General features: G+C 71.1%; 19 protein-coding genes and 1 pseudogene. 9 read left to right on the top strand and 11 right to left on the bottom strand.

The genetic code is table 11. The annotated features are described in order from the left end of the window. The 10 genes and pseudogenes from K2X24_RS11005 to K2X24_RS10960 form a co-directional block, all read right to left on the bottom strand. Nucleotides 1-299, bottom strand: a pseudogene (locus tag K2X24_RS11005) (cyanate transporter); the annotation flags it as partial. Next, the gene (gene lnt, locus K2X24_RS11000; RefSeq protein ID WP_292497820.1) at nt 296-1972 is read right to left on the bottom strand and encodes an apolipoprotein N-acyltransferase; all 1677 of its coding nucleotides are present in this window, start codon (nt 1970-1972) and stop codon (nt 296-298) included. The gene lnt and the pseudogene K2X24_RS11005, both read right to left, overlap by 4 nt. A gap of 10 nt (nt 1973-1982) precedes the next feature. After that, nucleotides 1983-3104: a hemolysin family protein gene (locus K2X24_RS10995; RefSeq protein WP_292497818.1), complete on the bottom strand. Its 1122-nt coding sequence runs from the start codon at nt 3102-3104 to the stop codon at nt 1983-1985. 45 nt (nt 3105-3149) lie between these two features. Continuing rightward, a complete protein-coding gene (gene ybeY / locus K2X24_RS10990) occupies nt 3150-3659 on the bottom strand; it encodes an rRNA maturation RNase YbeY (RefSeq protein ID WP_292497815.1) in 510 nt (169 codons plus the stop codon). Then, nucleotides 3656-4765 (bottom strand): PhoH family protein, encoded by a 1110-nt coding sequence (locus K2X24_RS10985; RefSeq protein WP_292497813.1) that lies wholly within the window; start codon nt 4763-4765, stop codon nt 3656-3658. The genes ybeY and K2X24_RS10985 overlap by 4 nt, the downstream gene beginning before the upstream one ends. Before the next feature lie 141 nt (nt 4766-4906). Beyond that, nucleotides 4907-6259, bottom strand: a complete 1353-nt coding sequence (gene miaB / locus K2X24_RS10980; RefSeq protein ID WP_292497811.1) for a tRNA (N6-isopentenyl adenosine(37)-C2)-methylthiotransferase MiaB — start codon at nt 6257-6259, stop codon at nt 4907-4909. Between the two features lie 68 nt (nt 6260-6327). After that, entirely contained in the window at nt 6328-7212 is an 885-nt protein-coding gene (locus K2X24_RS10975) for a 1-acyl-sn-glycerol-3-phosphate acyltransferase (RefSeq protein ID WP_292497809.1), read from the bottom strand. Between the two features lie 38 nt (nt 7213-7250). After that, nucleotides 7251-7772, bottom strand: coding sequence for a GNAT family N-acetyltransferase (locus tag K2X24_RS10970; protein ID WP_292497805.1), 522 nt, complete (start codon nt 7770-7772; stop codon nt 7251-7253). Continuing rightward, nucleotides 7769-8446, bottom strand: coding sequence for a tRNA (adenosine(37)-N6)-threonylcarbamoyltransferase complex dimerization subunit type 1 TsaB (gene tsaB, locus K2X24_RS10965; RefSeq protein WP_292497827.1), 678 nt, complete (start codon nt 8444-8446; stop codon nt 7769-7771). Before tsaB ends, K2X24_RS10970 begins: the two co-directional genes overlap by 4 nt. A gap of 179 nt (nt 8447-8625) precedes the next feature. Further along, nucleotides 8626-9192: a NifU family protein gene (locus K2X24_RS10960; protein ID WP_292497802.1), complete on the bottom strand. Its 567-nt coding sequence runs from the start codon at nt 9190-9192 to the stop codon at nt 8626-8628. A 269-nt stretch (nt 9193-9461) separates the two neighbouring features. On the opposite strand from K2X24_RS10960, the gene rplS reads away from it, so the two are divergent. Further along, nucleotides 9462-9920 carry a 50S ribosomal protein L19 gene (gene rplS, locus K2X24_RS10955; RefSeq protein WP_238280035.1) on the top strand — a complete coding sequence of 153 codons (459 nt, stop codon included), beginning with the start codon at nt 9462-9464 and terminating at the stop codon, nt 9918-9920. A gap of 191 nt (nt 9921-10111) precedes the next feature. On the opposite strand, the gene K2X24_RS10950 is transcribed toward rplS, so the two are convergent. Then, nucleotides 10112-11701, bottom strand: a complete 1590-nt coding sequence (locus K2X24_RS10950) for a catalase (RefSeq protein WP_292497800.1) — start codon at nt 11699-11701, stop codon at nt 10112-10114. A 152-nt stretch (nt 11702-11853) separates the two neighbouring features. Between K2X24_RS10950 and K2X24_RS10945 the strand changes: the two genes are divergently transcribed. From K2X24_RS10945 to K2X24_RS10910, 8 genes are all read left to right on the top strand, one after another. Beyond that, a complete protein-coding gene (locus K2X24_RS10945; RefSeq protein WP_292497797.1) occupies nt 11854-12828 on the top strand; it encodes a LysR substrate-binding domain-containing protein in 975 nt (324 codons plus the stop codon). 48 nt (nt 12829-12876) lie between these two features. Beyond that, nucleotides 12877-13926, top strand: coding sequence for an AbrB family transcriptional regulator (locus tag K2X24_RS10940; RefSeq protein ID WP_292497795.1), 1050 nt, complete (start codon nt 12877-12879; stop codon nt 13924-13926). Between the two features lies 1 nt (nt 13927). After that, nucleotides 13928-14284, top strand: coding sequence for a diacylglycerol kinase (locus K2X24_RS10935; RefSeq protein WP_292497793.1), 357 nt, complete (start codon nt 13928-13930; stop codon nt 14282-14284). A 232-nt stretch (nt 14285-14516) separates the two neighbouring features. Beyond that, nucleotides 14517-15515 (top strand): asparaginase, encoded by a 999-nt coding sequence (locus K2X24_RS10930; RefSeq protein WP_292497825.1) that lies wholly within the window; start codon nt 14517-14519, stop codon nt 15513-15515. 118 nt (nt 15516-15633) lie between these two features. After that, nucleotides 15634-17214, top strand: a complete 1581-nt coding sequence (gene ilvA, locus K2X24_RS10925) for a threonine ammonia-lyase, biosynthetic (RefSeq protein ID WP_292497823.1) — start codon at nt 15634-15636, stop codon at nt 17212-17214. A 164-nt stretch (nt 17215-17378) separates the two neighbouring features. After that, nucleotides 17379-19529, top strand: coding sequence for a methyl-accepting chemotaxis protein (locus tag K2X24_RS10920; protein ID WP_292497790.1), 2151 nt, complete (start codon nt 17379-17381; stop codon nt 19527-19529). 119 nt (nt 19530-19648) lie between these two features. After that, entirely contained in the window at nt 19649-20545 is an 897-nt protein-coding gene (gene lgt, locus K2X24_RS10915; protein WP_292497788.1) for a prolipoprotein diacylglyceryl transferase, read from the top strand. Beyond that, nucleotides 20542-21476, top strand: a 935-nt coding sequence (locus K2X24_RS10910; RefSeq protein WP_292497786.1) for an SAM-dependent methyltransferase, incomplete at its 3' end; no start/stop codon positions are given. The genes lgt and K2X24_RS10910, both read left to right, overlap by 4 nt.

The following is a 21476-nucleotide window of genomic DNA, read 5'->3' as shown; positions in this document are numbered from 1 at the left end:
GTGCCGCCGAGGCCCCGCAGGCCCGAGCCCGCGGCGACGATCGCCACGGAGAGGAGCACGCCGCGATCGGGGCCGAGGCGCCGGATGACCCAGGGCCCGAGGGTGCAGGCCAGCCCGATGCAGAGCACCGGCAGGGTGGTGAGAAAGGCGACACCCGCAGCGCTGAGTTCCGTCTCGACGCGAATGCGCTCCAGGAGCGGCCCGACCGTGGTCAGGGCCGGACGCATGTTGAAGGCGACCAGCATGATGCCGAGGCCGAGGAGGATCGGCCGGCGCGTCTGCGAGGGTATGGGTATCACGCGCTTCGCCGCCGTGCCGCGAGGGTCCAGAGCAGTGCGCCCGTCCAGGCCAGGGCGAAGGGAAGGTCTCCGAAGCGCGCGTAGGGCGTCCGGCCCGGGATGCGCGCCGGCAGGCCCGCATCCAGCACCCCCTCGACGCCGAGGGGCAGGCTCGCGGTGACGCGGCCATACGGGTCGACCACGGCGGAGATGCCGGTATTGGCGTCGCGCACCAGGGGCAGGCCCTCCTCGACGGCGCGCAGCCGCGCCTGCGCGAGGTGCTGGCGCGGCCCCGGCGTGTCACCGAACCAGGCGTCGTTGGTGAGATTGAGGATCAGCCCCGGCACGGGCGGCGGCCCGCTCGGCGTCGGGCCCGGCACGATGGCCCCGGGGAAGATCGCCTCGTAGCAGATCGTGGCCGCGATCGGCGGCAGTCCCGGCACCGTCATGATGCGCTGGGTCTCGCGGTTGCCCGCCGTGAACCCACCCGGAATGGACACGAACTGGCGGATGCGCAGGGCCCGCAGGGTCGCGTCGAGGGGACCCGGCAGGTACTCGCCGAAGGGCACGAGGTGGACCTTGTCGTAGACGTCGCCGAGCTTCGGCCCGGCCGTGATGGTCAGGATGCTGTTGAAGAAGCGCGGTGCCTCCCCCGGCACCGGCGTTTCCATGCGCGCCGCCCCGGTGATGAGTTGCTTGCCCGCCGGAAAGGCCGCGGCGATCCGGGCGAGCGATTCGGGATCGCGCTGAATCAGGAACGGGAAGGCCGATTCCGGCCAGATCACGTGGGTCACGTCGGCGATGCCGGTGCGGTCCGGCGCGGCGGCGCGGTCGCTGAGTTCGAGGTAGCGATCGAGGATGTCCTGCCGGTTCTCGGGGCGGAACTTGGCATCCTGATTGAGGTTCGGCTGCACGAGCCGCAGGCGAACCCCCGCCACGTTCGGCGTCGCACCGGCCGGCAGGCGCCAGGCTCCCAGGCCGCAAAGCACCGCGAGGGCCAGGGCGGCGAGGACAACGGGAGCGTAGCGGCCCCGCGCGGTGTCGGCCACCGCCAGCGTCGCGGGCGCGGCCGCGATGGCGATCGCCAGGAGGGTCAGGCCGTAGAGCCCGAACAAAGCCGCCCCCTGCATCGGCCAGAGATTCTGGCCGAGCGCCATGCCGAGGGTGTTCCAGGGAAAGCCGGTGAACAGGTGCCCGCGCAGCCACTCGCAGGCGGAGAGACCGACGCCGAGGGCGAGGATGCGGGTGGCTCCGCGCGTCCAAAGCAGGCGCGCGAGGGCGAAGCCGGCGGCGTAGAACAGCGCCAGCACGGCCGGCAGCCCGACGACGCCGAGGGGCAGAGCCCACAGGAACTCGTCCGCCTCCACGAGGAAGGCCGAGCCGAGCCACCACAGGCCGGCGGTGAGGTAGCCGAAGCCCCAGGCCCAGCCGATCAGGGCGGCGGCGCCGATCGCGCCGCGGTTCCCGCGCCGGCCGGTGGCGGCGCCGTCGAGCAGCCACACCGCGACGCCGAGGGAGACCACGAGGGCCGGGAACAGTCCGAAGGGGGGCATCGCCAGCGCGCCGAGGGCGCCGGCCGCCATCGCCACGGCGATGCGCCGCCAGCCGGCGGTGAGCATTACCCATTGCGCCAGGGACGCGAGCGGCCCCGTCGCGGGACCGCGCGCGGCGCGGTCCGCGAGGGTCTGGGTCATCGCGGGTCCGTCAAGGCGCGGGGGCTTCGGCGGAGGGCGTCGGCGGCGGCAGCGCCAACGGCACCACGGCGGTGATGCGGGCATCCCCGCGCTGCAGGCGCAGGCGCTTCACCCGGCGCGGATCGGCGTCCAGCACCTCGAATTCGAGGTTGCCCGGTCCGCTGATGAGTTCGCCGCGCGAGGGCACGCGACCCGCCAAGGTCACGATGAGGCCGCCGATCGTGTCGATCTCCTCGGCCATCTCACCCACGGCCGCCACGAGATCGACTCCGCTCGCCGCCGAGACCTCGGCAAGGCCCGCGCGGGCATCGGCGACGAACACCTCGCCCTCGCCTTCCACCCGCTGGACCAAGTGGCCTTCGGCCACGTCGTGCTCGTCCTCGATGTCGCCCACCACCATCTCGACGAGGTCCTCGATCGAGATCAGCCCGTCGGTACCGCCGTACTCGTCGATGACGAGGGCCATGTGGGTGCGCGTCGCCTGCATGCGCACGAGGAGGTCGATCGCCGGCATGGAAGGCGGGACGAACAGCACCGGCCGCTGGATGCGCGCCGCCGCGAGGGTGGCGGAGAGGTCGACATGGGCGAGGTTGAGGCTGCGCAGCGCCCGGGCGCCCCGGCGAGCCCGCGTCGGGGCCGGTGCCGAAGGGGGTGCCTCACCCTCCCCGGCCGCCCCGACGCGGCGGGCGCCGGCCTCGGCGCGGACGGCGATGTGATCGACGAAGTCGCGGATGTGAACCATGCCGCGCGGGTCGTCGAGAGTCTCGCCGTAGACCGGCAGCCGCGAGTGGCCGGCGGTGCGGAACAGCCGCATCAGGTCACCGAGGCTGGTGTCCATCGAGACGGCGACGATGTCGGCGCGCGGGATCATGACGTCGTCCACCCGCACCTTGTGCAGGCCGAGGACGTTCTTGAGCATGGCGCGCTCGAGGGGCGAGAAGGCGTTCTCGCCGGTATCGGGCTCGGCCAGCGCGCCCTCGATGTCGTCGCGCAGCGAATCGCGCGGTCGCAGATGGAAGACGTGCAGGAGGCGGTCGTACCAGGGCTCGCGGGCCTGCTCGCGGACCTGGGGCTCACCGTCACCGGAACTGGGCGCGGCCTGGGCCGCGCCGCGACTTCGATCGTTCGTCATGTCTCTCTGATCTGGGAATCGGAATGGGGTCGCCGCTCGGCCGGATCAGGCCTCGGCCGCGTAGGGGTCGGGCACGCCGAGGGTCCGGAGGGCCGCGATTTCGAGCGCCTCCATCGCGTCGGCCTCGGCCTCGCCGGTCTCGTGGTCCTGGCCGAGGAGATGAAGGGTGCCATGGACAACGAGATGCGCGAGGTGATCACTGAGCGGCTTCGACTGCTCGGCACTCTCGCGCAGCATTGTGTCATACGCAAGAACGACATCGCCGAGCGGCCGGGCCATGCCGGGCTGAAGCGGCTGCTCGGCCGCCGGAAACGACAGTACGTTCGTGGGCTTGTCCTTGCCGCGCCAAGTCCGGTTCAGGTCCTGGACTGTGGCGTCGTCCGCGAGCAGGACGCTGACTTCGAGGGTGCCCCGAGGCGAATCGGGTGCCACGGCGAGGCCGGCCTCGACGGCGCGAATCACGAAGGCCTCGAGGTCCGGCGCCACGCTCTCCCAGCGCGGATCCTCGATCGCCACGTCGATCTCGGCCTCGGCCGCCCGCACCGGGGCGCTCACGACAGGGGCCTGCGCCGGAGCGGCGGGCCGCGGTCCGCATCGGGTTCACCGTGCGAGGCCGCCTCGTAGGCGGTGACGATGCGGCGCACGAGGTCGTGGCGCACCACATCCACGTCGCGGAAGGTGACGCGGCCGATGCCCTCGACCCCGTCGAGGACGCGCACGGCCTCGACGAGCCCGGATTTCTGGCCCGGCGGCAGATCGATCTGGCTCGGATCGCCGGTGATGATCATGCGGGAGTTCTCCCCGAGCCGGGTGAGGAACATCTTCATCTGCATCGAGGTCGTGTTCTGGGCCTCGTCCAGGAGCACCACGGCGTTGGTGAGCGTGCGCCCGCGCATGAAGGCGAGCGGGGCGATCTCGATGATACCGGTCTGGAGGCTGCGGTCGACGTGGCGCGATTCCATGAAGTCGTAGAGCGCGTCGTAGATCGGGCGCAGATAGGGATCGACTTTCTCGCGCATGTCGCCGGGCAGGAAGCCAAGGCGCTCGCCGGCCTCCACGGCGGGGCGTGACAGGATCAGCCGCTCCACATGGCCCTGCTCCAGCAGGGAGACCGCGTGACCGACCGCAAGCCAGGTCTTGCCGGTGCCGGCCGGGCCTTCGGCGAAAACCAGCTCGTGGCTGCGCAGAGCCTTGATGTAGGAATCCTGCGCCGCGTTCCGCGCCCGCACGGCCCCGCGCTTTCGGGTGGCGATCTGGTCGAACACCGGCCGGTCCGGTTCTGCGCTGACCTCGGCGGCCGGGAACAGGTTGCCCTGCTGCGTCGTCTCCTGGATCGCCCCGTCGACGTCGCCGAGGGTGAGGGGCAGACCGCTCGCCCGTACCCGCGCATAGAGGCGCTCGAAGACCTTGCGGGCCTTCTCCGCCGCCTCGACGCCGCCCTTGACCACGAGGTGGTTGCCAAGCGCCGTCGCGGTGACGCCGAGGCGCCGCTCGATATGGGCGACGTTCTGGTCGTACTGCCCGAAGACCAGGCTGGCGAGGCGATTGTCGTCGAAGGTGAGGGAAACCTCCTCGGTCTCGATCAGTCCCCCGGCGCGCGCCGCCGGGCCGCGCCCGCGCAAGGGCCCGCCGCGTCCACTCGACCCTTCAGATCCCGGCACGCCATTGTCCTTCATTCGCTCATCACGCTCGCGGCCGGCACGCGGCCTGCGCCCGGAGAAGGTGCTGAGATCGGAATTCGTTGCGCGCCGTCCAGTCGCCACCCGGCGCGGCGTATCGCCCGGCCCGCACGGAGCACGGGCTCACGCGGCCGCCGCATCGGCGATTTCGCCCGGGTGCGCGGCCTCGCCGAACAGGCTGTTCGAGCCGGCGCGCACGACGCGCACCGGCACCAGGGTGCCGATGGTCGAGGCGGGCGCGTCGAACTGCACCGGCAGGAGGTGCGGCGTCTTGCCCGCGACCTGGCCGGGATGCCGCCCGGCCTTCTCCACCAGGACTTCCACCACCGTACCGACGGCGGACGCGTTGAAGGCGTGGCGCTGCGCGTCGAGGAGGGCCTGAAGGGCCGCGAGGCGCTCGGACTTCACCGCCTCCGGCACCGCGTCGGCGCTCTCGGCCGCCGGGGTGCCGGGGCGGGGGCTGTACTTGAACGAGTAGGCGCTGGCGAAGCCGATGTCGCGCACGAGCCGCATCGTGTCCGCGAACTCCGCGTCGGTCTCCCCCGGGAACCCGACGATGAAATCCGACGACAGGGCGATGTCGGGCCGGGCCGCGCGCACCCGCTCGATGATCCGCCGATAGGCGTCGCCGGTATGCTTCCGGTTCATCGCCTTCAGGACGCGGTCCGAGCCGGACTGCACAGGCAGGTGCAGGTAGGGCATCAGCGCCGGGATCGTGCCATGGGCCGCGATGAGGTCGTCGTCCATGTCGTTGGGGTGGCTGGTGGTATAGCGCAGGCGCAGGATGCCCGGCAGGCGCTCGAGTTCGCGCATCAGCGCCGGCAGGCTGGCGCTGGCGCCCTCACGCCCGAGGCCGTGATAGGCGTTCACGTTCTGGCCGATCAGGGTGATCTCGCGGACCCCGCCACGGACCAGCTTCTCCGCTTCCGCTAGGATCGCGTCCACCGAGCGCGAGACCTCCGCGCCGCGGGTATAGGGCACGACACAGAAGGCGCAGAACTTGTCGCAGCCCTCCTGTACGGTGAGGAAGGCCGTGACCCCGTGGGTGCGCCGCGCCGGCAGGTGGTCGAACTTGTCCTCCACCGGAAACTCGGTGTCGACCACGCGCTTGGTGGCCGAGCGGGCGAGCAGGTCCGGCAGGCGGTGATAGTTCTGGGGACCGACCACCACGTCGACGGTCGGCGCCCGCGCCAGGATCTCGGCCCCCTCGGCCTGGGCGACGCAACCCGCCACCACGATCCGGGTGTCGAGGCCGGCCTCCGCCCGCTCACCCTTGAGAACGCGCAGGCGACCGAGTTCGGAATAGACCTTGTCGGCGGCCTTCTCGCGGATGTGGCAGGTGTTGAGGATGACGACGTCCGCCTCCTCCACCGCCTCGGTCGCCGCGTAGCCCTCGGCGCCCAGCACGTCCGCCATCCGGGCGGCGTCGTAGGCGTTCATCTGGCAGCCGTAGGATTTGACGTAGGCTTTCTTCAACAGTCCGGTTCCGCAGGTGGGGCAACGCGCACGCCCTTAGCACGGATCGGCGATCGCGTCGCCATGACCTAACCCGCGGGCAGGCCCGCCTCCGGCACGGAGGCCGCATCCTGGGCGCGCGCGCGCCGCCGGCCACTCCAGACCGGCCCGATCGGCGGCCGCCCCGTCGTCCCCCGCTGCACGGCCTCGCGCACGCAGGCCTCGGCGAGCGCCGTGGCGCGCTTGCGGTCGGTGCCGGCCTCGACGGCGATCGGCGCGCCCCAGACCACGTGGATGTCGAGGGGCCCGCCCGCCAGGAAGGCGGCGAGGTGGGGGGCCAGATCCATGTCGCCGTACCAGGCCACCTCCGGCCGCTCGGTCCGCGTCACGGGAAGGCCGTTGCGGCGCGGATAGGTGATCGCGAGGGGCTGCAGGCGGATGCGATCCGGTCCGCCCCCCTCCCCCGCCAGGGCCGCGCGGGCGGCGCCGACCAGCGAGGAGCGGAAGGGCAGCAGCCGGGTGCCGTCCCCCGTGGTGCCCTCTGCGAAGAGCACGATCAGATCGCCCTGGGACAGGCGCTGGGCCACCGCGGCGTTGACGTTGGCCGTGTCGGCCCGGCGCGCCCGGTCGATGAAGACCGTGCGCTGGAGGCGCGCCAGGGTGCCGACCACCGGCCAGCCGGCGATCTCCGACTTCGCCACGAAGGAGAGCGGCCGCAGGGAGCCCAGCACGATGATGTCGAGCCAGGAAACGTGATTCGAGAGCACCAGGGCCGGCTCCCCGGCCTCCGGCGGCGTCCCGCTCTGGCTCACGCGCAGGCCGAACAGCCCGACGAAGACGCGGTGGAACAGCACCGGCGTCCAGGAAGCGATGCGCCCGCGTCCGAAGCGCAGGCTCAGCAGGTGCGGCCCGACGACGACGAGGAAGGCGAGCGCGCAGAGAATCAGGCGCAAGATCGTCCCGAGGCGGGTCATCGGCGGGTCATCGACGCTTGGGCCTCAGCCGCACCGGCTCACGCCAGCACCGCCGTCATGGTCAGCGCGGTCGCCCGGGAGCCGTCCGCGCGGGCATAATAGCCCGTGCGCTCGCCCACCTGCCGGAAGCCGTGGCGGGCGTAGAGCTTCTGGGCCGGCAGGTTGCCCTGATCGACCTCGAGATGCACCGTGCGGATACCCGCCTGGACGAGGTGTTCCAGGTGCGCCGAGACGAGCTTGTGCGAGAGGCCGCCGCCGCGCGCGTTCGGGGCGAGCACCACCGTGAGGATCTCGGCCTCGTCCGCCGCCTTGCGCGAGAGCACGAAGCCCTGGATCGCGCCGTTCTTCCACAGAGCGTGCGCCTCGGTGGAGCGCTCGCACAGCATGCGTTCGAATTCGTGGGCGTCCCAGGGGCGGGCGAAGGCCGTGGCGTGGATGCGCGCCAGGGCCCGCGCCTGCCCGGAATCGCGCAGCAGCGTCACGTAGGGCGCGGTGCCCCAGGCCTCCCACCAGGCGGACCAGACCTCGAACGGCCAGAACGGCGTCAGCGGACGGGTCATCGGCGGGCGAGCCTCGCGTGATCCTGCGGCTGGGCGTCGGGGCCGCGCAGGTAGAGGGGACGGGCAAGGGCCTGGGCCGGGTCGGCGAGCATGCCGAGGGAGGCGATCCAGGCGATCTCGGCGGCACCGGTGCCGGCGACCTCGACGGTCAGGCCGCGCGCCTTCAACGCGGTGGCGATGGCCGGCGCACCGGAGCCCACCAGGGTCACGGTGCCGTCGAGCATCGCGGCGGCCTCCGCGACGGGCACGTGGCTCGGGGGCACCACGATGCCGTCGGTCATGCTCATGGCCTGGAGGTAGACGGCGCCGTGGCGGGCATCGATGGCGGCGGCGATGAGGCCTTCGCCGTTGAGGGCGAGGAGCGGGGCGAGGAGCGCCGAGAGGGTGGTGACGCCGACCACCGGGATTCCGGTGGCGAGCCCGATGGCGCGGGCCGCCGAGAGGCCGACGCGCAAGCCCGTATAGCTGCCCGGACCCACCGTGACGGCGACCCGGTCCAGCGCCTCGAAGCCCCCCGTGACCCGCGACACCACGCGCTCGATCATCGGCAGCAGGGCCTCCGCGTGCCCACGCCCAAGGATCATCGACTCGTGCGCGAGGAGATCGTCGGTGGCATCCGAGGCGATGCAGACGGAACAGGCGTCGAGCGCCGTGTCGATGGCGAGGATACGCAAACTCACTCCCGGTCGTGCGGCACCCCCGGGCGCGCAGGCCCCCCGGGAGGGCGTCAGCCTAGGACAAAAATGGCCGCTCCGTCAGGGCGGAGCAGCCATCGTGGAGAAATTCGGGCGGCCCTGTTGCGGGATTGCGTCAAGCCGTCCTCAACAAGGCTCTCTGAAATGGAGGCAATGCCTCAGATCGCCTGAACTTCGCGGATCTCCGGCAGGAAGTGACGGAACAGGTTCTGCACGCCGTGGCGCAGGGTGGCGGTGGAGGACGGGCAGCCCGAGCAGGCGCCCTTCATCTCCAGGTAGACCACGCCTTCCTTGTAGCCCCGGAAGGTGATGTCCCCGCCGTCGCCGGCCACCGCCGGGCGCACGCGGGTCTCGAGCAGGTCCTTGATGGTCTCGACCGTCTCGATGTCGGCCGGATCGAAGAACTCCTCGGCGTCCTCGCTGCCGGCGACATGGCCTTCGGCCAGCACCGGGGCGCCGGACTGGAAATGCTCCATGATGGCGCCGAGCACCGCCGGCTTCACCTGCGGCCAGAGGTTGTCGTCCTCGGCCTTGGTGACGGAGATGAAATCGTGCCCGAGATAGACGCCGCTGACGCCGGCCACGTCGAACAGCCGGCTTGCGAGCGGCGAGCGGGCGGCGGAATCGGCGTCGCGGGCCTCGAAGGTGCCCTCGGACAGGACCACGCGGCCGGGCAGGAACTTCAGGGTCGCGGGGTTCGGAGTGGCTTCGGTCTGAATGAACATGGTGACGAAAAATCCTCGTCCGCTGCGCCGGTTCAAGGCCGGCCGGGAATGACGCCGGGATGCCCCGTCGCCCCTCTCCATGTGGACCGGGGCGGCGGTTTTCTCAACCGCGCGGGGGTCGCGGAACGCTGCCAAAAAACACCGGGCCCCGATTGGACAACCGGCAGCACCTCGTGTAAGGCCCGCCTCAATTCAAAACAGGATGCCGAAATCCTGACGCACGCGATCCCATCCGGGGATCTCGGGCGCGCACCGGCAGGACGTATACTATGAACATCATCCAGCAGCTCGAGCAGGAGCAGATCGCTTCGCTCGGCAAGACCATCCCCGATTTCCAGCCCGGCGACACCGTCACGGTGAACGTGAAGGTCAAGGAAGGCGAGCGCACCCGCGTGCAGGCTTATGAGGGCGTCTGCATCGGCCGGTCCGGCGGTGGCCTCAACGAGAGCTTCACCGTCCGCAAGATCTCCTACGGCGAGGGTGTCGAGCGCGTGTTCCCGCTCTACTCGCCGCTGATCGACTCGATCGCCGTCGTCCGTCGCGGCAAGGTGCGTCGCGCCAAGCTGTACTACCTGCGCGACCGTCGCGGTAAGTCCGCCCGTATCGTCGAGCGCGCCGATCGCCCCGCCGAGAAGGCCGCCAAGGCCGACGCCTCGAAGGCGAACAAGGACGCTCGCAAGGCCGAGAAGGCCGCCAAGAGCGCCGCGAAGACCGCCGCCGCCGAGTAATTTCTCCGGAGGCCCGGACGCGGTTCTCCGCGTCCGGGACGTCTGGTTTCTCCAGCCCATCCGGAAAACCGGATGGGCTTTTTGTTTGCCAACGGGCACGGGCGGAGCGACGCCCGAGCGGGTCCGCAAAACGCAAGAAGCCCCGCAGGGTCGTGGACCCTGCGGGGCTTCTTCGTGATCCGACCGAGGGATTACTCGGCGGCGATGCTGTGGGCCTGGCTGCCGTCGGTGTAGGTCTCGGCCCGGAGGCGCTTGCCCGGAGCTGCGCGGCCCGGGAGCGGCGGCAGGGCGCGCGCCTTCTCCAGATCGATGCCCGCACCCTCGGCGACGCGGCGGCCGTAATCCTCATCCGCGTGGAGGAAGTGCCAGACCATCCGCAGCTGGATGGCTTCCGGGCACTGCTTCATGTCGCCGACGAGGTTGGCGATCAGGTCGTCGCGCTCCCAATCCTGGAACGAGCGGTAGCGCACGCCGGCCTGGGTGTAGTCGTCCTCGGTGCGCGAGGTCTGGTAGCGGCCGAGATTGCCTTCGACCGGCTGGTGGTACTCCTTGGCCGGCTTGGGGGCCTCGCGCAGGCCTTCGGCGAGCGTCGAAGGCTCGTAGTTGATGTGGCGGTTCGGGCCGGTGCCGTCGACGCTATAGGTCATCTGCCCGTCGCGCTGGTTCGAATAGACCTTCACGCCCGGCTGCGGCGCGTTGATCGGCAGTTGCAGGTAATTGGCGCCGACGCGGTAACGCTGCGTGTCCGAGTAGGACAGCGTACGCCCCTGGAGCATCTTGTCGTCCGAGAAGTCGATGCCGTCCACGAGGACGCCGGTCCCGAAGGCCGACTGCTCGACTTCGGCGAAGAAATTGTCCGGCACCCGGTCCAGAACCATGCGGCCGACGGGCAGCAGGGGGAAGTCCTCGACCGGCCACAGCTTGGTGTCGTCGAGGGGATCGAACGACAGGTGGTCGTTCGGGCCATCGGGCATGATCTGCACGCAGAACTCCCACTCGGGGAAGTTGCCGGCCTTGATGTTGTCGTAGAGGTCGCGCGTCGCATGGCCGACATCCTTGGCCTGGATCTCGGAGGCTTGCGCCGAAGTCAGGTTGCGGATGCCCTGCTTAGGCTCCCAGTGGAACTTGCAGAGCACGGCCTCGCCCTGGTCGTTGACCAGCTTGTAGGTGTTGACGCCCGAGCCCTCCATCTCGCGATAGTTGGCGGGGATGCCCCAGGGCGACTTCAGGTGCGTCACCATGTGGATGGCTTCGGGGTGCTGAGCCACGAAGTCGAAGAAGCGCCACGCCTCCTGGCGGTTCGTCACCGGGTCCGGCTTGAACGCGTGGATCATGTCGGGGAACTTGATCGCGTCGCGGATGAAGAAGACCTTGAGGTTGTTGCCGACCAGGTCCCAGTTGCCGTCGACGGTCTTGAACTTCACCGCGAAGCCGCGCGGGTCGCGCTCGGTCTCCGGGCTCTCCTTGGCGCCGGCCACGGTGGAGAAGCGCACGAACATCGGGGTCTTCACGCCGGTCTCGTTCAGGACGCGGGCGCGGGTGTACTTGGACGCCGGCTCGTTGCCGATCTTGCCGTAGGCCTCGAAGTAGCCGTGCGCACCGGCGCCGCGGGCATGCACCACGCGCTCGGGAATCCGCTCACGGTCGAAATGGGTGATCTTCTCGATGAACTGGTAGTTCTCGAGGGTCGCGGGGCCGCGCTCGCCAACCGTGCGGGTGCTCTGGTTGTCGCGAACCGGGTGGCCCTGGCGGGTGGTGAGAATCGGGCGCTGATCGCTCATGCGGTGCTCTCTCGCTCGGATAGGGCCGACGCGGCGGTGGCCGCATCCAGACCCTGTCCCTGAAAACCTGGAATGGTTCTGAGACAGGCTTATGGCCCGCCCCACATCATTTGACCAATGCATCGTTGCGAATATGATGATAGGCATTGCCTATGAACCTGTCCGGCCTGTCCCTGCGCGATCTCGAATACGTCGTCGCCGTCGCCGAGGAGATGCATTTCGGCCGAGCGGCCGAGCGCTGCAACGTCAGTCAGCCGACCCTCAGCGTCCAGGTCCGCAAGTTGGAGGACCTCCTCGGGATCGCCCTGTTCGAGCGCGGCAACCGGCGGGTGATGCTGACGCCGGCGGGGCAGACAATCGTGCGCCAGGCCCGGGTCGTGATGGCCGAGGCCCAGCGCCTCCTCGTGTTGGCGAGCGAGGGGCGCGGCGCCCCCCTCACCGGCCGCCTCGTCCTGGCGGCGATCCAGACCCTCGGGCCCTACCTGTTTCCGCTGATCCTGCGCACCCTGCGCCAGGAGTTCCCGCTCCTCGCCCTCGCGCTCAGCGAGGCGCGCACGGCCGAAATCCTCGAGGGTCTGCGCAACGGGCGCATCGATGCCGCGCTCGTGTCCCTGCCGGTCCCGGCCTCGGGCCTGACCGTCTCGCCCCTCTTCGTCGAGCCGTTCCTGCTCGCCTGCCCGGCCGAGCACCCGCTGGCGCGAGGCGGGGCGCTGCGGGCCACAGACATCGCCGGCCCCGATCTCCTCCTCCTCGACGAGGGTAATTGCCTGCGCGACCAGACCGTGGCCGCCTGCGGGGCCGGCTCGGCCGCCGGGCGCCACGCCACCAGCCTGGAGACCCTGCGCTCGATGGTGGCGGCGGGGGCGGGCTACACGCTGCTCCCGGCCCTTGCGGTGCCCGCCGGACCCGATCCCAGCGGCCTCACGGTGACCCGCAGCTTCGACGTCGACGGCCCCGGCCGCACCGTGGCGCTGGCCTGGCGCACCAGCGATCCCCGCGCCGACGGCCTCGCGCATCTCGCCGCGTTCTTCCGCGCCCACGCCCCGGCGGGCACCACCGCCTGCCGGGACGACGGCATGCCGCGTCGGCGCGCGGGGCGCCGTGACAGCGTGGCCGATCCGGTGTAGCGCCCGGCGCGACGGGCCGTTCCCGCCCGCCCTTTCCCCGGCATTCCCGTGCTCTCACTGCGCTTCCTCGGCCGTTGGGCGGCTCTCCTCGGCGCCTCCGGCCTCCTGGCCTACGGGCTCGATCACGCGCATTTCCCGGCCGCCCTCCTGCTCGGACCGATGGTGGCGGCCATCGCCTTCGGGGTCGGCGGCGCCAATCTGTCCGTGCCGAAATTCGGCTTCCAGGCGGCGCAGGCGATGATCGGCTGCCTCGTCGCCCACACCGTCACGGGCGAGATCGTCGGCACCGTGATGGATGACGGCTTCCTCATCCTCGCCGTCGTGCTCGTCACCGTCCTCGTCGGCGCCGCCGTAGGCTGGGCCCTGACCCGCCTGCGCATCCTGCCGGGGTCCACCGCCGCCTGGGGCTCGTCGCCCGGCGGGGCGGCCGCCATGGTGGCGATGTCGGAGGAGTACGGCGCCGACCCCCGCCTCGTCGCCTTCATGCAATACGTGCGCGTGGTGGCGGTGGTGCTCTCGGCCTCCATCATGGCGCGGCTGCTCACCGACGTCTCCAACGTGGTCCCGGCCTCCGATCCCATCACGACAGCGCCCCTCGCGCTCCTGGCGACCCTCGCGGTCGCCGCCTGCGGCGCCGGGCTGGCCAAGCTCCTGCGGCTGCCGGCCTTCGCGCTGACCGGGCCGATGCTGCTCGGGGCGGCGCTCCACGCCTCCGGCCTCGTCTCGATGGCGCTGCCGATGCCGGTCCTCGACCTCGCCTACGCCACCATCGGCTGGTATGTCGGCCTGCGCTTCCGCCGCGAGACCCTGCGCGAGACGCTCGGTGCCATGCCGGGCATCGTTGTCGCCACCCTCGGGGTCATCGCCCTGTGCGGCGGCTGGGCCTACGGCCTGACCTTCCTGCTCCCCATCGACTTCCTCACCGCCTACCTCGCGACGAGTCCGGGCGGGCTCGATTCGGTGGCGATCATCGCGGTCGGGTCCAAGGTCGACGTGTCCTTCGTCCTCGCGGTGCAGACGCTGCGGCTGTTCGTGGTGCTGGTGACCGGTCCCATCGTGGCGAAATGGATCGCCCGCGGCGTCCCGGCCGGTTCGTGACATGCACGCCCTCTACCTCGCCTTCCTGAATTCCTGGCGCGGCCTGGTGCACGGCGCCCGGACCGAACGGGCGGTGCGCCTCGAACTCGCGCTCCTCCTCCTCGGCCTGCCCCTGGCGCTCGTGCTGGGCTCCAGCCTCTGGGTCCGGGTGGCGCTGGTGGCGACTCTGCTGCTGATGCTCGCGGTCGAATTCCTGAACACGGCGGTGGAGAAGCTCTGCGACCACCTCCATCCGGGCCACCACCCGAAGATCGGCATCGTCAAGGACCTCGCCTCCGCCGGCACCTTCTCGGCGCAGGGCATCGCGGCCCTGATCTGGATCGCGGCGCTGATCGAGCGGCTGTCGGTTCATCCCTGATCGGCTCTGCAAAAGCGCTGAGCAGAACAGAAAAAGACCTGCGCAAAAAAAGGCGAAGGGTTGCGCGGTGACGTTTCGGGCGCCGTGCCCTGGACAGGGAGGACGCGGTCCTCCAACCCTGCGGGCCCGGTCGATCCACGATGGAACGACCTGAGTCAACCGAGGTGCGTTCATGGCGGTCGCCACAATCCTGAGACGAACACTGTTCGGCCTCAGTGCTCTACTTCTTCTCATGCCTCCCGCAGGTGCGGCCGACCTGCCGAAGATCGCCGTGATCGCGACCGGCGGCACCATCGCGATGAAGCTCGACCCCACCACCCATGCGCCGGTGCCGGCCCTCTCGGGCGAGGATCTCGTCGCGGCGGTGCCGAAGCTCAAGGACATCGCGACGATCGCCGTGACGGAGTTCAGCAACGTCCCCAGCGACTACATGGGACCGGACCGCTGGCCGGGCCTGTCACGAAAGGTCGACGAGATCCTGGCCGATCCCGCGATCCGCGGCGCCATCGTCCTGCACGGCACCGATACCCTCGATCAGACCGCCTACTTCCTCGACCTCACCGTGAAGAGCGACAAGCCGATCGTGCTGGTCGGCGCGCAGCGCAACGCCTCCGACTGGGATTCGGACGGGTCCCGCAACCTTCTGAACGCGGCCCGGCAGATCCTCGCCGACGGTGCGACCGGCATGGGCGTCACGGTGACGCTCAACCACCACATCAACGCCGCCCGCGAGGTGCGCAAGACGCATACGAGCAACGTCGAGACCTTCAATTCCGGCGATGCGGGCTTCCTCGGCTACGTCGACGAGGATCGGGTGGTGTTCAGCCGCAAGTCCCTGCGCCGGCAGACGCTGCCCCTGCCCGACCGGATGCCCCGGGTCGACCTGGTGGCGATGTATGCGGGTGCCGACGGCAGCCAGGTCCGCCACGCGGCCGAGACCGGCGCGGAGGCCATCGTTGTCGAGGCCTATGGCTGGGGCAACATGAACGCCGAGATGCACGACGCGATCGCGGAGGTCATCGGCAAGGGCGTGCCGGTCGTCGTGGCCACGAAGGTCTATAACGGGCGCGCCCTGCCGGTGTACGGCTTCAAGGGCGGCGGCAACACGCTGCTGAAGGCCGGCGCCGTCTTCGCGGACGACCTGACGCCGGACAAGGCGCGGATCCTGACCCTGATCGCGCTCCCGAAGACCAAGGATCGCGCGGCGCTGCAGGCCCTGTTCGACAAGTAGCGGCCAGATATCCGCGACGGACGGCCCCCGCGCCGCCGTCGCCGGACGGGGCCGGGCCGGCGGCCCGCGACAGCGCCTCGCTCGCTTCTCGCGCGCCAAGCGCCTATGTGCGGAGCGAATCTCACCGCGCCGCACCACCGCCGGAGCCCGTGTCTCCTTGACCGACTACATCCGCAAGATCCTCACCGCCCGCGTCTACGACGTCGCCATCGAGAGCCCGCTCGACCCGATGCCGCGCATGTCGGCGCGCCTCGCCCGTCCGGTGCTCCTGAAGCGCGAGGACCTGCAGCCGGTCTTCTCGTTCAAGCTGCGCGGCGCCTACAACAAGATGTCGGGCCTCCCCCCGGAGCTGCTGGCGAAGGGCGTCGTCTGCGCCTCGGCCGGCAACCACGCGCAGGGGGTGGCGCTCGCCGCCGCCCGCCTCAACGTGCGCGCGGTGATCGTGATGCCGCGCACCACCCCGGCGATCAAGGTCGATGCCTGCCGGGCGCGGGGCGCCGAGGTCATCCTGTTCGGCGACGCCTTCGACGAGGCCCTGGGCCATGCACGAGAACTCGAGGCGCGCGACGGCCTGACCTTCCTGCATCCCTTCGACGATCCGGACGTGATCGCCGGCCAGGGCACCATCGGGATGGAGATCCTGACCCAGCATTCCGGGCCGATCGAGGCGATCTTCGTCCCCATCGGCGGTGGTGGGCTCGCGGCCGGCATCGCCACCTTCGTCAAGTACCTCCGGCCCGAGACCAAGGTCATCGGCGTCGAGCCCGACGACGCCGCCTGCATGGCCGCGGCCCTGGCGGCGGGCGAGCGCGTCGTGCTCCCGACCGTGGGGCTCTTCGCCGACGGCGTCGCCGTGCGGGAAGCGGGTGCGGAGACCTTCCGGCTCTGCCGCGAATTCCTCGACGAGGTCATCACCGTCGACACCGACGCCATGTGCGCGGCGGTCAAGGACATTTTCGACGACACCCGCGCCATCTCGGAGCCCTCCGGCGCCCTGGCGCTCGCCGGCGCCAAGGCCTACGCGGCCCGCCAGGAGAACGGCACCGGCACGCTGGTGGCGATCTCCAGCGGGGCGAATCTCAACTTCGACCGCCTGCGCCATATCGCCGAGCGCGCCGAGATCGGCGAGCAGCGCGAGGTTCTCCTTGGCGTCACCATTCCGGAGCGGCCGGGCGCCTACCGCGCCTTCATCCAGACCCTCGGGCCCCGGGCGATCACCGAGTTCAACTATCGCCACGCGGCGGCGGCCGACGCGCAGATCTTCGTGGGTATCAACCTCGCGGGCGGCCTGCGGGAGAAGCACGCCCTCTTGGACTCGCTGAGGGCAGCCGGCTACCGCGCCGTCGACATGAGCGACAACGAGATGGCCAAGGTCCATATCCGCTACATGGTCGGCGGACGCGCCACCGGCCTCACCGACGAGCGCCTGTACCGCTTCCAGTTCCCGGAGCGGCCGGGCGCGCTGATGAAGTTCCTCGACGCGCTGGGGGAGGGCTTCAACATCACCCTGTTCCACTACCGCAACCACGGGGCCGATTACGGCCGGGTCCTCGCCGGCATCGACGTGCCGCCGGCCGAGCGCGCCCGCTTCGACGCGGCCATCGCGGCGCTGGACTATCCCTGCTTCGACGAGACCGACAATCCCGCCTACCGGATGTTCCTCGACGATGGCCGCGGCCCGGCCGAGGCGGCGGCCTGAGGACGGACAGTCGAACCGAGTCATCGCGGCCCGAGGTCGGATACGGTCCGCAATGATCGACGCCCGTGGTATTTTGAATGCTTGGGCGATTTTGGAATCGCGAAAGTTTTAATTGAGGTTTTCTGCATAAGAGGGACGCCCGAACCTCTCACCGGTCGTCCCGAATGCCGCGTCTTACCAGCTTGAATTTCCGCTTGCCGGCGATCACGGTCGGGCTGGCTCTCGTCAGCGCCAGCGTGATGGGGGGACTGAGCTGGTACAGCGCCCGGTCAGGCCTCACCGACGCCGCCCAGGAGCGCCTGCAATTCGCCGCCTCGGCCCGCAAGGCCGGCATCGAACTGGTGGCCGAGCGCGTCGGCGGCGACCTCGTCACGGTGGCGGGCAATCCGCAGGTCGCCGGCAATTTCGGCGACCTCGCCGAAGCCCTCGACCCCGCCAAGCCCGACTTCGCCGGCCTCGTCCGGACCTACACGGAGGGCGCCAGCCGCGAGGCGCGCCTCGGTGCCGAGGCGGCGGGCACGATGTACGGGCGGCGCCACGCCAAGGTGCAGGAGGTCGCCCGCAAGCTCCTGGAGCGGCCCGGCTATGCCGACCTCGTCTTCGTCTCCGAGGACGGCCGCATCGTCTACACCACCACCAAGGGGGCCGATTTCGGCCGCGCGCTCACCGAGCCCGAGTACGCCGCGACGGGGCTCGCCCGCCTCGTGGCGCGCCTGAAGAGCGCCGATGCCGACGCGACGCTCTACGAGGACTACGCCGCCTACCCGGCGGAGGCGGTTCCCTCCGCCTTCATCGGCCGGTCCATCGCCCGCCGCGCCAACGTCGCCATGGGCACCGGCCAGGAAGCCTCGCGCATCGGCTTCGTCCTCCTGCGCCTGACGCCCGCTCTGTTCGACCGGACCCTCTCGGATCGCGGAGGCCTCGGCGAGACCGGTCAGGTCATGGCCATCGGCGCGGACGGCACCTTGCGCAGCAACCCGCCCCTGTCCCGCTCCGTCGGCGCCGGCAAACCCGCGACGGCACTGGGCCTCGACAAGACCGACCTCGCGGGCGAGCGCCCCTTCACCTACACGGACGGCAGCGGTCACCGGATGGTCGCGACCGCCCGGGTCTCGGTACTCGGCGCGCCCTGGACGATCCTCGCCGAGCAGGCGGAGGACGAGACCCTGGCGGCGGTGGGCACGCTCACGAAGGCCCTGACGGCGACGGCCCTCGCCGTCCTCGCCGTGACGACGCTCCTCGGGCTTCTCTTCGCCCGCACCATCGTGGGCCCCCTCGGCGCCCTCACCCGCGCACTCCAGGCGCTCGCCCGCCGCGAGACCCTGGCCGAGGTGCCGGGCAGCCGCCGGGCCGACGAGATCGGCGACATCGCCCGGGCCGTCGTCACCATCCGGGACATCTCCCTGGAGGAGGCCGCCCAGCAGCTCCAGACCACCGAGGCCGCCCGCCTGCGGGAGGAGACCGAGCGCCGCGCCCTGCTGCGCGACCTCGCCGACCGCTTCGAGCGCTCGGTCGGCGGAATCGTCGGCACCGTCTCGCAGGCATCCACCGACCTGCAGGGTGCTGCCGCCGGCATGACCGAGGCGGTGGCCGGCACCGCGCGCCGCTCCACCTCCGTGGCGGCGACCGCCCTGCAAACCGCCGGTAACGTCAATGCGGTGGCGGTGGCCGCCGAGGAGCTCGGCGCCACGGTGGGCGAGATCGGCCGGCAGGTGGAACAGGCCTCGACCATGTCCGCCCAGGCCGTCGACGAGGCGGGACGCACGGCCACGACCATGCAGACCCTGTCCGACGCCGCGACCCGCATCGGCGACGTCGTCGGCCTCGTCTCGCAGATCGCCAGCCAGACCAACCTGCTGGCCCTCAACGCGACCATCGAGGCCGCACGGGCCGGCGAGGCGGGCCGGGGCTTCGCCGTCGTGGCGGCGGAGGTGAAGAACCTCGCCGAGCAGACCAGCCGGGCCACAATCGAGATCGCCGGGCAGGTCGATGCGATCCGTTCGGCCACCACCGGCGCCACCGGGGCGATCCGCAGCATCGTCACGCGGATCGAGGGTATGAGCGTGGTCACCGGCAGCATCGCCGCCGCGGTCGAGGAACAGGGCGTGACGACTCAGGAGATCGTGCGCAACATGGGCGAGGCGTCCTCGGGCACCGGCGCCATGAGCCACGACATCGAGGCCGTGGCCCGCTCGGCCGCGGAAGCCGGCGCGACGGCGGACCAGGTCCAGCGCGCATCGGCCGACCTCTCCCGCCAGTCCGAGCAGCTGCGCACGGAGGTCGCGGGCTTCCTCGCCACCGTCCGGGCGGCCTGAGGAGACCGGTGGAGCCGTGACCGCGTGGGCCGGCGGCGGCCGCCGGCCATGTCCTCCCCGGGGTTGACCCCCCGGCGGGCTCGGGCCCAATGCCCCGGCTCAACCGGAACCCCTCGCCGATGCCGCCGCTCCTCGCCCTGCCCTTTCCCGCCATCGATCCGGTGGCGGTGGCGATCGGGCCGATCACCATCAAGTGGTACGCCCTCGCCTACATCGTCGGCCTGCTCGGCGGCTGGTACTACGCCCGCCGGCTGGTGGCCGCGGACCGCTACTGGGGCGTGGTGCGGCGCCCGAGCCTGAACGACATCGACGACCTCATCGTCTGGGTTGCGCTCGGTGTCGTCCTCGGCGGCCGCCTCGGCTACGTGCTGTTCTACAACCTGCCGCTCTACCTCGCCGACCCGATCGAGATCCTGGCCATCCGCAACGGCGGCATGTCCTTCCACGGCGGCTTCCTCGGCGCCGTGCTGGCGATGGTGCTGTTCGCCCGCGCCCGCAAGCTCCAGGCCCTAACCCTCCTCGACCTCGCCGGCGTGGTCGTGCCGATCGGGCTGTTCTTCGGGCGCATCGCCAATTTCGTGAACGGCGAGCTCTGGGGGCGGATCGCCCCGGATTTTCCCTACGCGATCGTCTTCCCCACCGGCGGCCCCCTGCCCCGCCACCCGAGCCAGCTCTACGAAGCGGCCACCGAGGGCGCGCTCCTGTTCGTCGTGATGCTGGTGGCGGTACGCGCCAACGGCTTCCGCAAGCCGGGCCTGATGGGCGGCATCTTCGTCCTCGGCTACGCGCTCGCACGCACGTTCTGCGAGTTCTTCCGTGAGCCGGACCGCCAGCTCGGCTACCTGTTCGGCACCGAGACCTGGTCGACCGGCGGCATCACCATGGGGATGGTGCTGTGCGTGCCGATGGCGCTGGTCGGCCTGACCGTCGTCGTGCTCGCCCTGCGCGGCACCACCCGCCCCCGCGTGGCGGCGGAGGACGTCGTCGTGCCGCCCGCGAAGGTCGACGCGGCGTGACGAGCCCGCTCTTCGACGAGATCCGCGAGGAGATCCTGGCCTCGGGCCCGATCGGGCTCGACCGCTACATGGGCCTCTGTCTCAGCCACCCCGTGCACGGCTACTACCGCACCCGCGATCCCCTCGGGGCGCGGGGCGACTTCGTCACCGCCCCCGAGATCAGCCAGATGTTCGGCGAGCTGATCGGGGTCTGGATCGCGGCGAGCTGGGGCGCCATGGGCGCGCCGGCCGACCTCGCCCTGGTGGAACTCGGGCCCGGCCGGGGCACCCTGATGCAGGACGCGCTGCGGGCCCTGTCCCGCGCCGCGCCGGGCCTGCGCCCGGCCCTGCACCTCGTCGAGACGAGCCCGGTGCTGCGGACCGAGCAAGGCTCCCGCCTCTCGGGCGCCGCTCCCACCTGGCACGAGTCCATCGAGACCCTGCCGCACGGCCCGACCCTCGTGATCGCCAACGAGTTCTTCGACGCCCTCCCCGTCCGCCAGTTCCAGCGCGCCGAGCGCGGCTGGTTCGAGCGCCTCGTCGGCCTCTCGGCGGACGGCGGCGCCCTCGCCTTCGGCCTTGCGGCCGAGCCCGACACCCGCATCGGCGCGAGCGGCCCCACCGGCGTCCTCATGACCCTGCCGGGGGCCGCCCTCGACACCGTGCGCGGCCTCGCCCGGCGCGTCGTCGCCGACCGGGGCGCGGTGCTGGCCATCGATTACGGCCATGTCCGGCCGGGCTTCGGCGATTCGCTCCAGGCCGTGCGCGGCCACGCCTTCGTCCCGCCGCTCGCCGCCCCCGGCGAAGCCGACCTCACCACCCACGTGGATTTCACCGCCCTCGGCCGCGCCGCGACCGGCGAAGGGGCGATCCTGCACGGCCCCGTCGACCAGCGCGACTTCCTCCTCGCCCTGGGTCTGCGCGAGCGGGCCGAGCGCTTGGGGCGGGACGC

Origin of the sequence: Methylobacterium sp. (genome assembly GCF_019750675.1) — a bacterium.
Lineage (GTDB): Bacteria > Pseudomonadota > Alphaproteobacteria > Rhizobiales > Beijerinckiaceae > Methylobacterium.
The sequence above is the reverse complement of the archived record's forward strand: the minus strand, read 5'-3'. Positions and strand labels throughout refer to the sequence as shown.

Coding starts and splice junctions, on each gene's coding strand:
- lnt (WP_292497820.1), bottom strand. CDS start 1,972: ATGACCCAGACCCTCGCGGACCGCGCCGCGCGCGGTCCCGCGACGGGG.
- K2X24_RS10935 (WP_292497793.1), top strand. CDS start 13,928: ATGCACGCCCTCTACCTCGCCTTCCTGAATTCCTGGCGCGGCCTGGTG.
- K2X24_RS10950 (WP_292497800.1), bottom strand. CDS start 11,701: ATGAGCGATCAGCGCCCGATTCTCACCACCCGCCAGGGCCACCCGGTT.
- K2X24_RS10970 (WP_292497805.1), bottom strand. CDS start 7,772: ATGACCCGTCCGCTGACGCCGTTCTGGCCGTTCGAGGTCTGGTCCGCC.
- lgt (WP_292497788.1), top strand. CDS start 19,649: ATGCCGCCGCTCCTCGCCCTGCCCTTTCCCGCCATCGATCCGGTGGCG.
- K2X24_RS10960 (WP_292497802.1), bottom strand. CDS start 9,192: ATGTTCATTCAGACCGAAGCCACTCCGAACCCCGCGACCCTGAAGTTC.
- K2X24_RS10920 (WP_292497790.1), top strand. CDS start 17,379: ATGCCGCGTCTTACCAGCTTGAATTTCCGCTTGCCGGCGATCACGGTC.
- K2X24_RS10995 (WP_292497818.1), bottom strand. CDS start 3,104: ATGACGAACGATCGAAGTCGCGGCGCGGCCCAGGCCGCGCCCAGTTCC.
- rplS (WP_238280035.1), top strand. CDS start 9,462: ATGAACATCATCCAGCAGCTCGAGCAGGAGCAGATCGCTTCGCTCGGC.
- K2X24_RS10975 (WP_292497809.1), bottom strand. CDS start 7,212: ATGACCCGCCTCGGGACGATCTTGCGCCTGATTCTCTGCGCGCTCGCC.
- K2X24_RS10945 (WP_292497797.1), top strand. CDS start 11,854: ATGAACCTGTCCGGCCTGTCCCTGCGCGATCTCGAATACGTCGTCGCC.
- K2X24_RS10930 (WP_292497825.1), top strand. CDS start 14,517: ATGCCTCCCGCAGGTGCGGCCGACCTGCCGAAGATCGCCGTGATCGCG.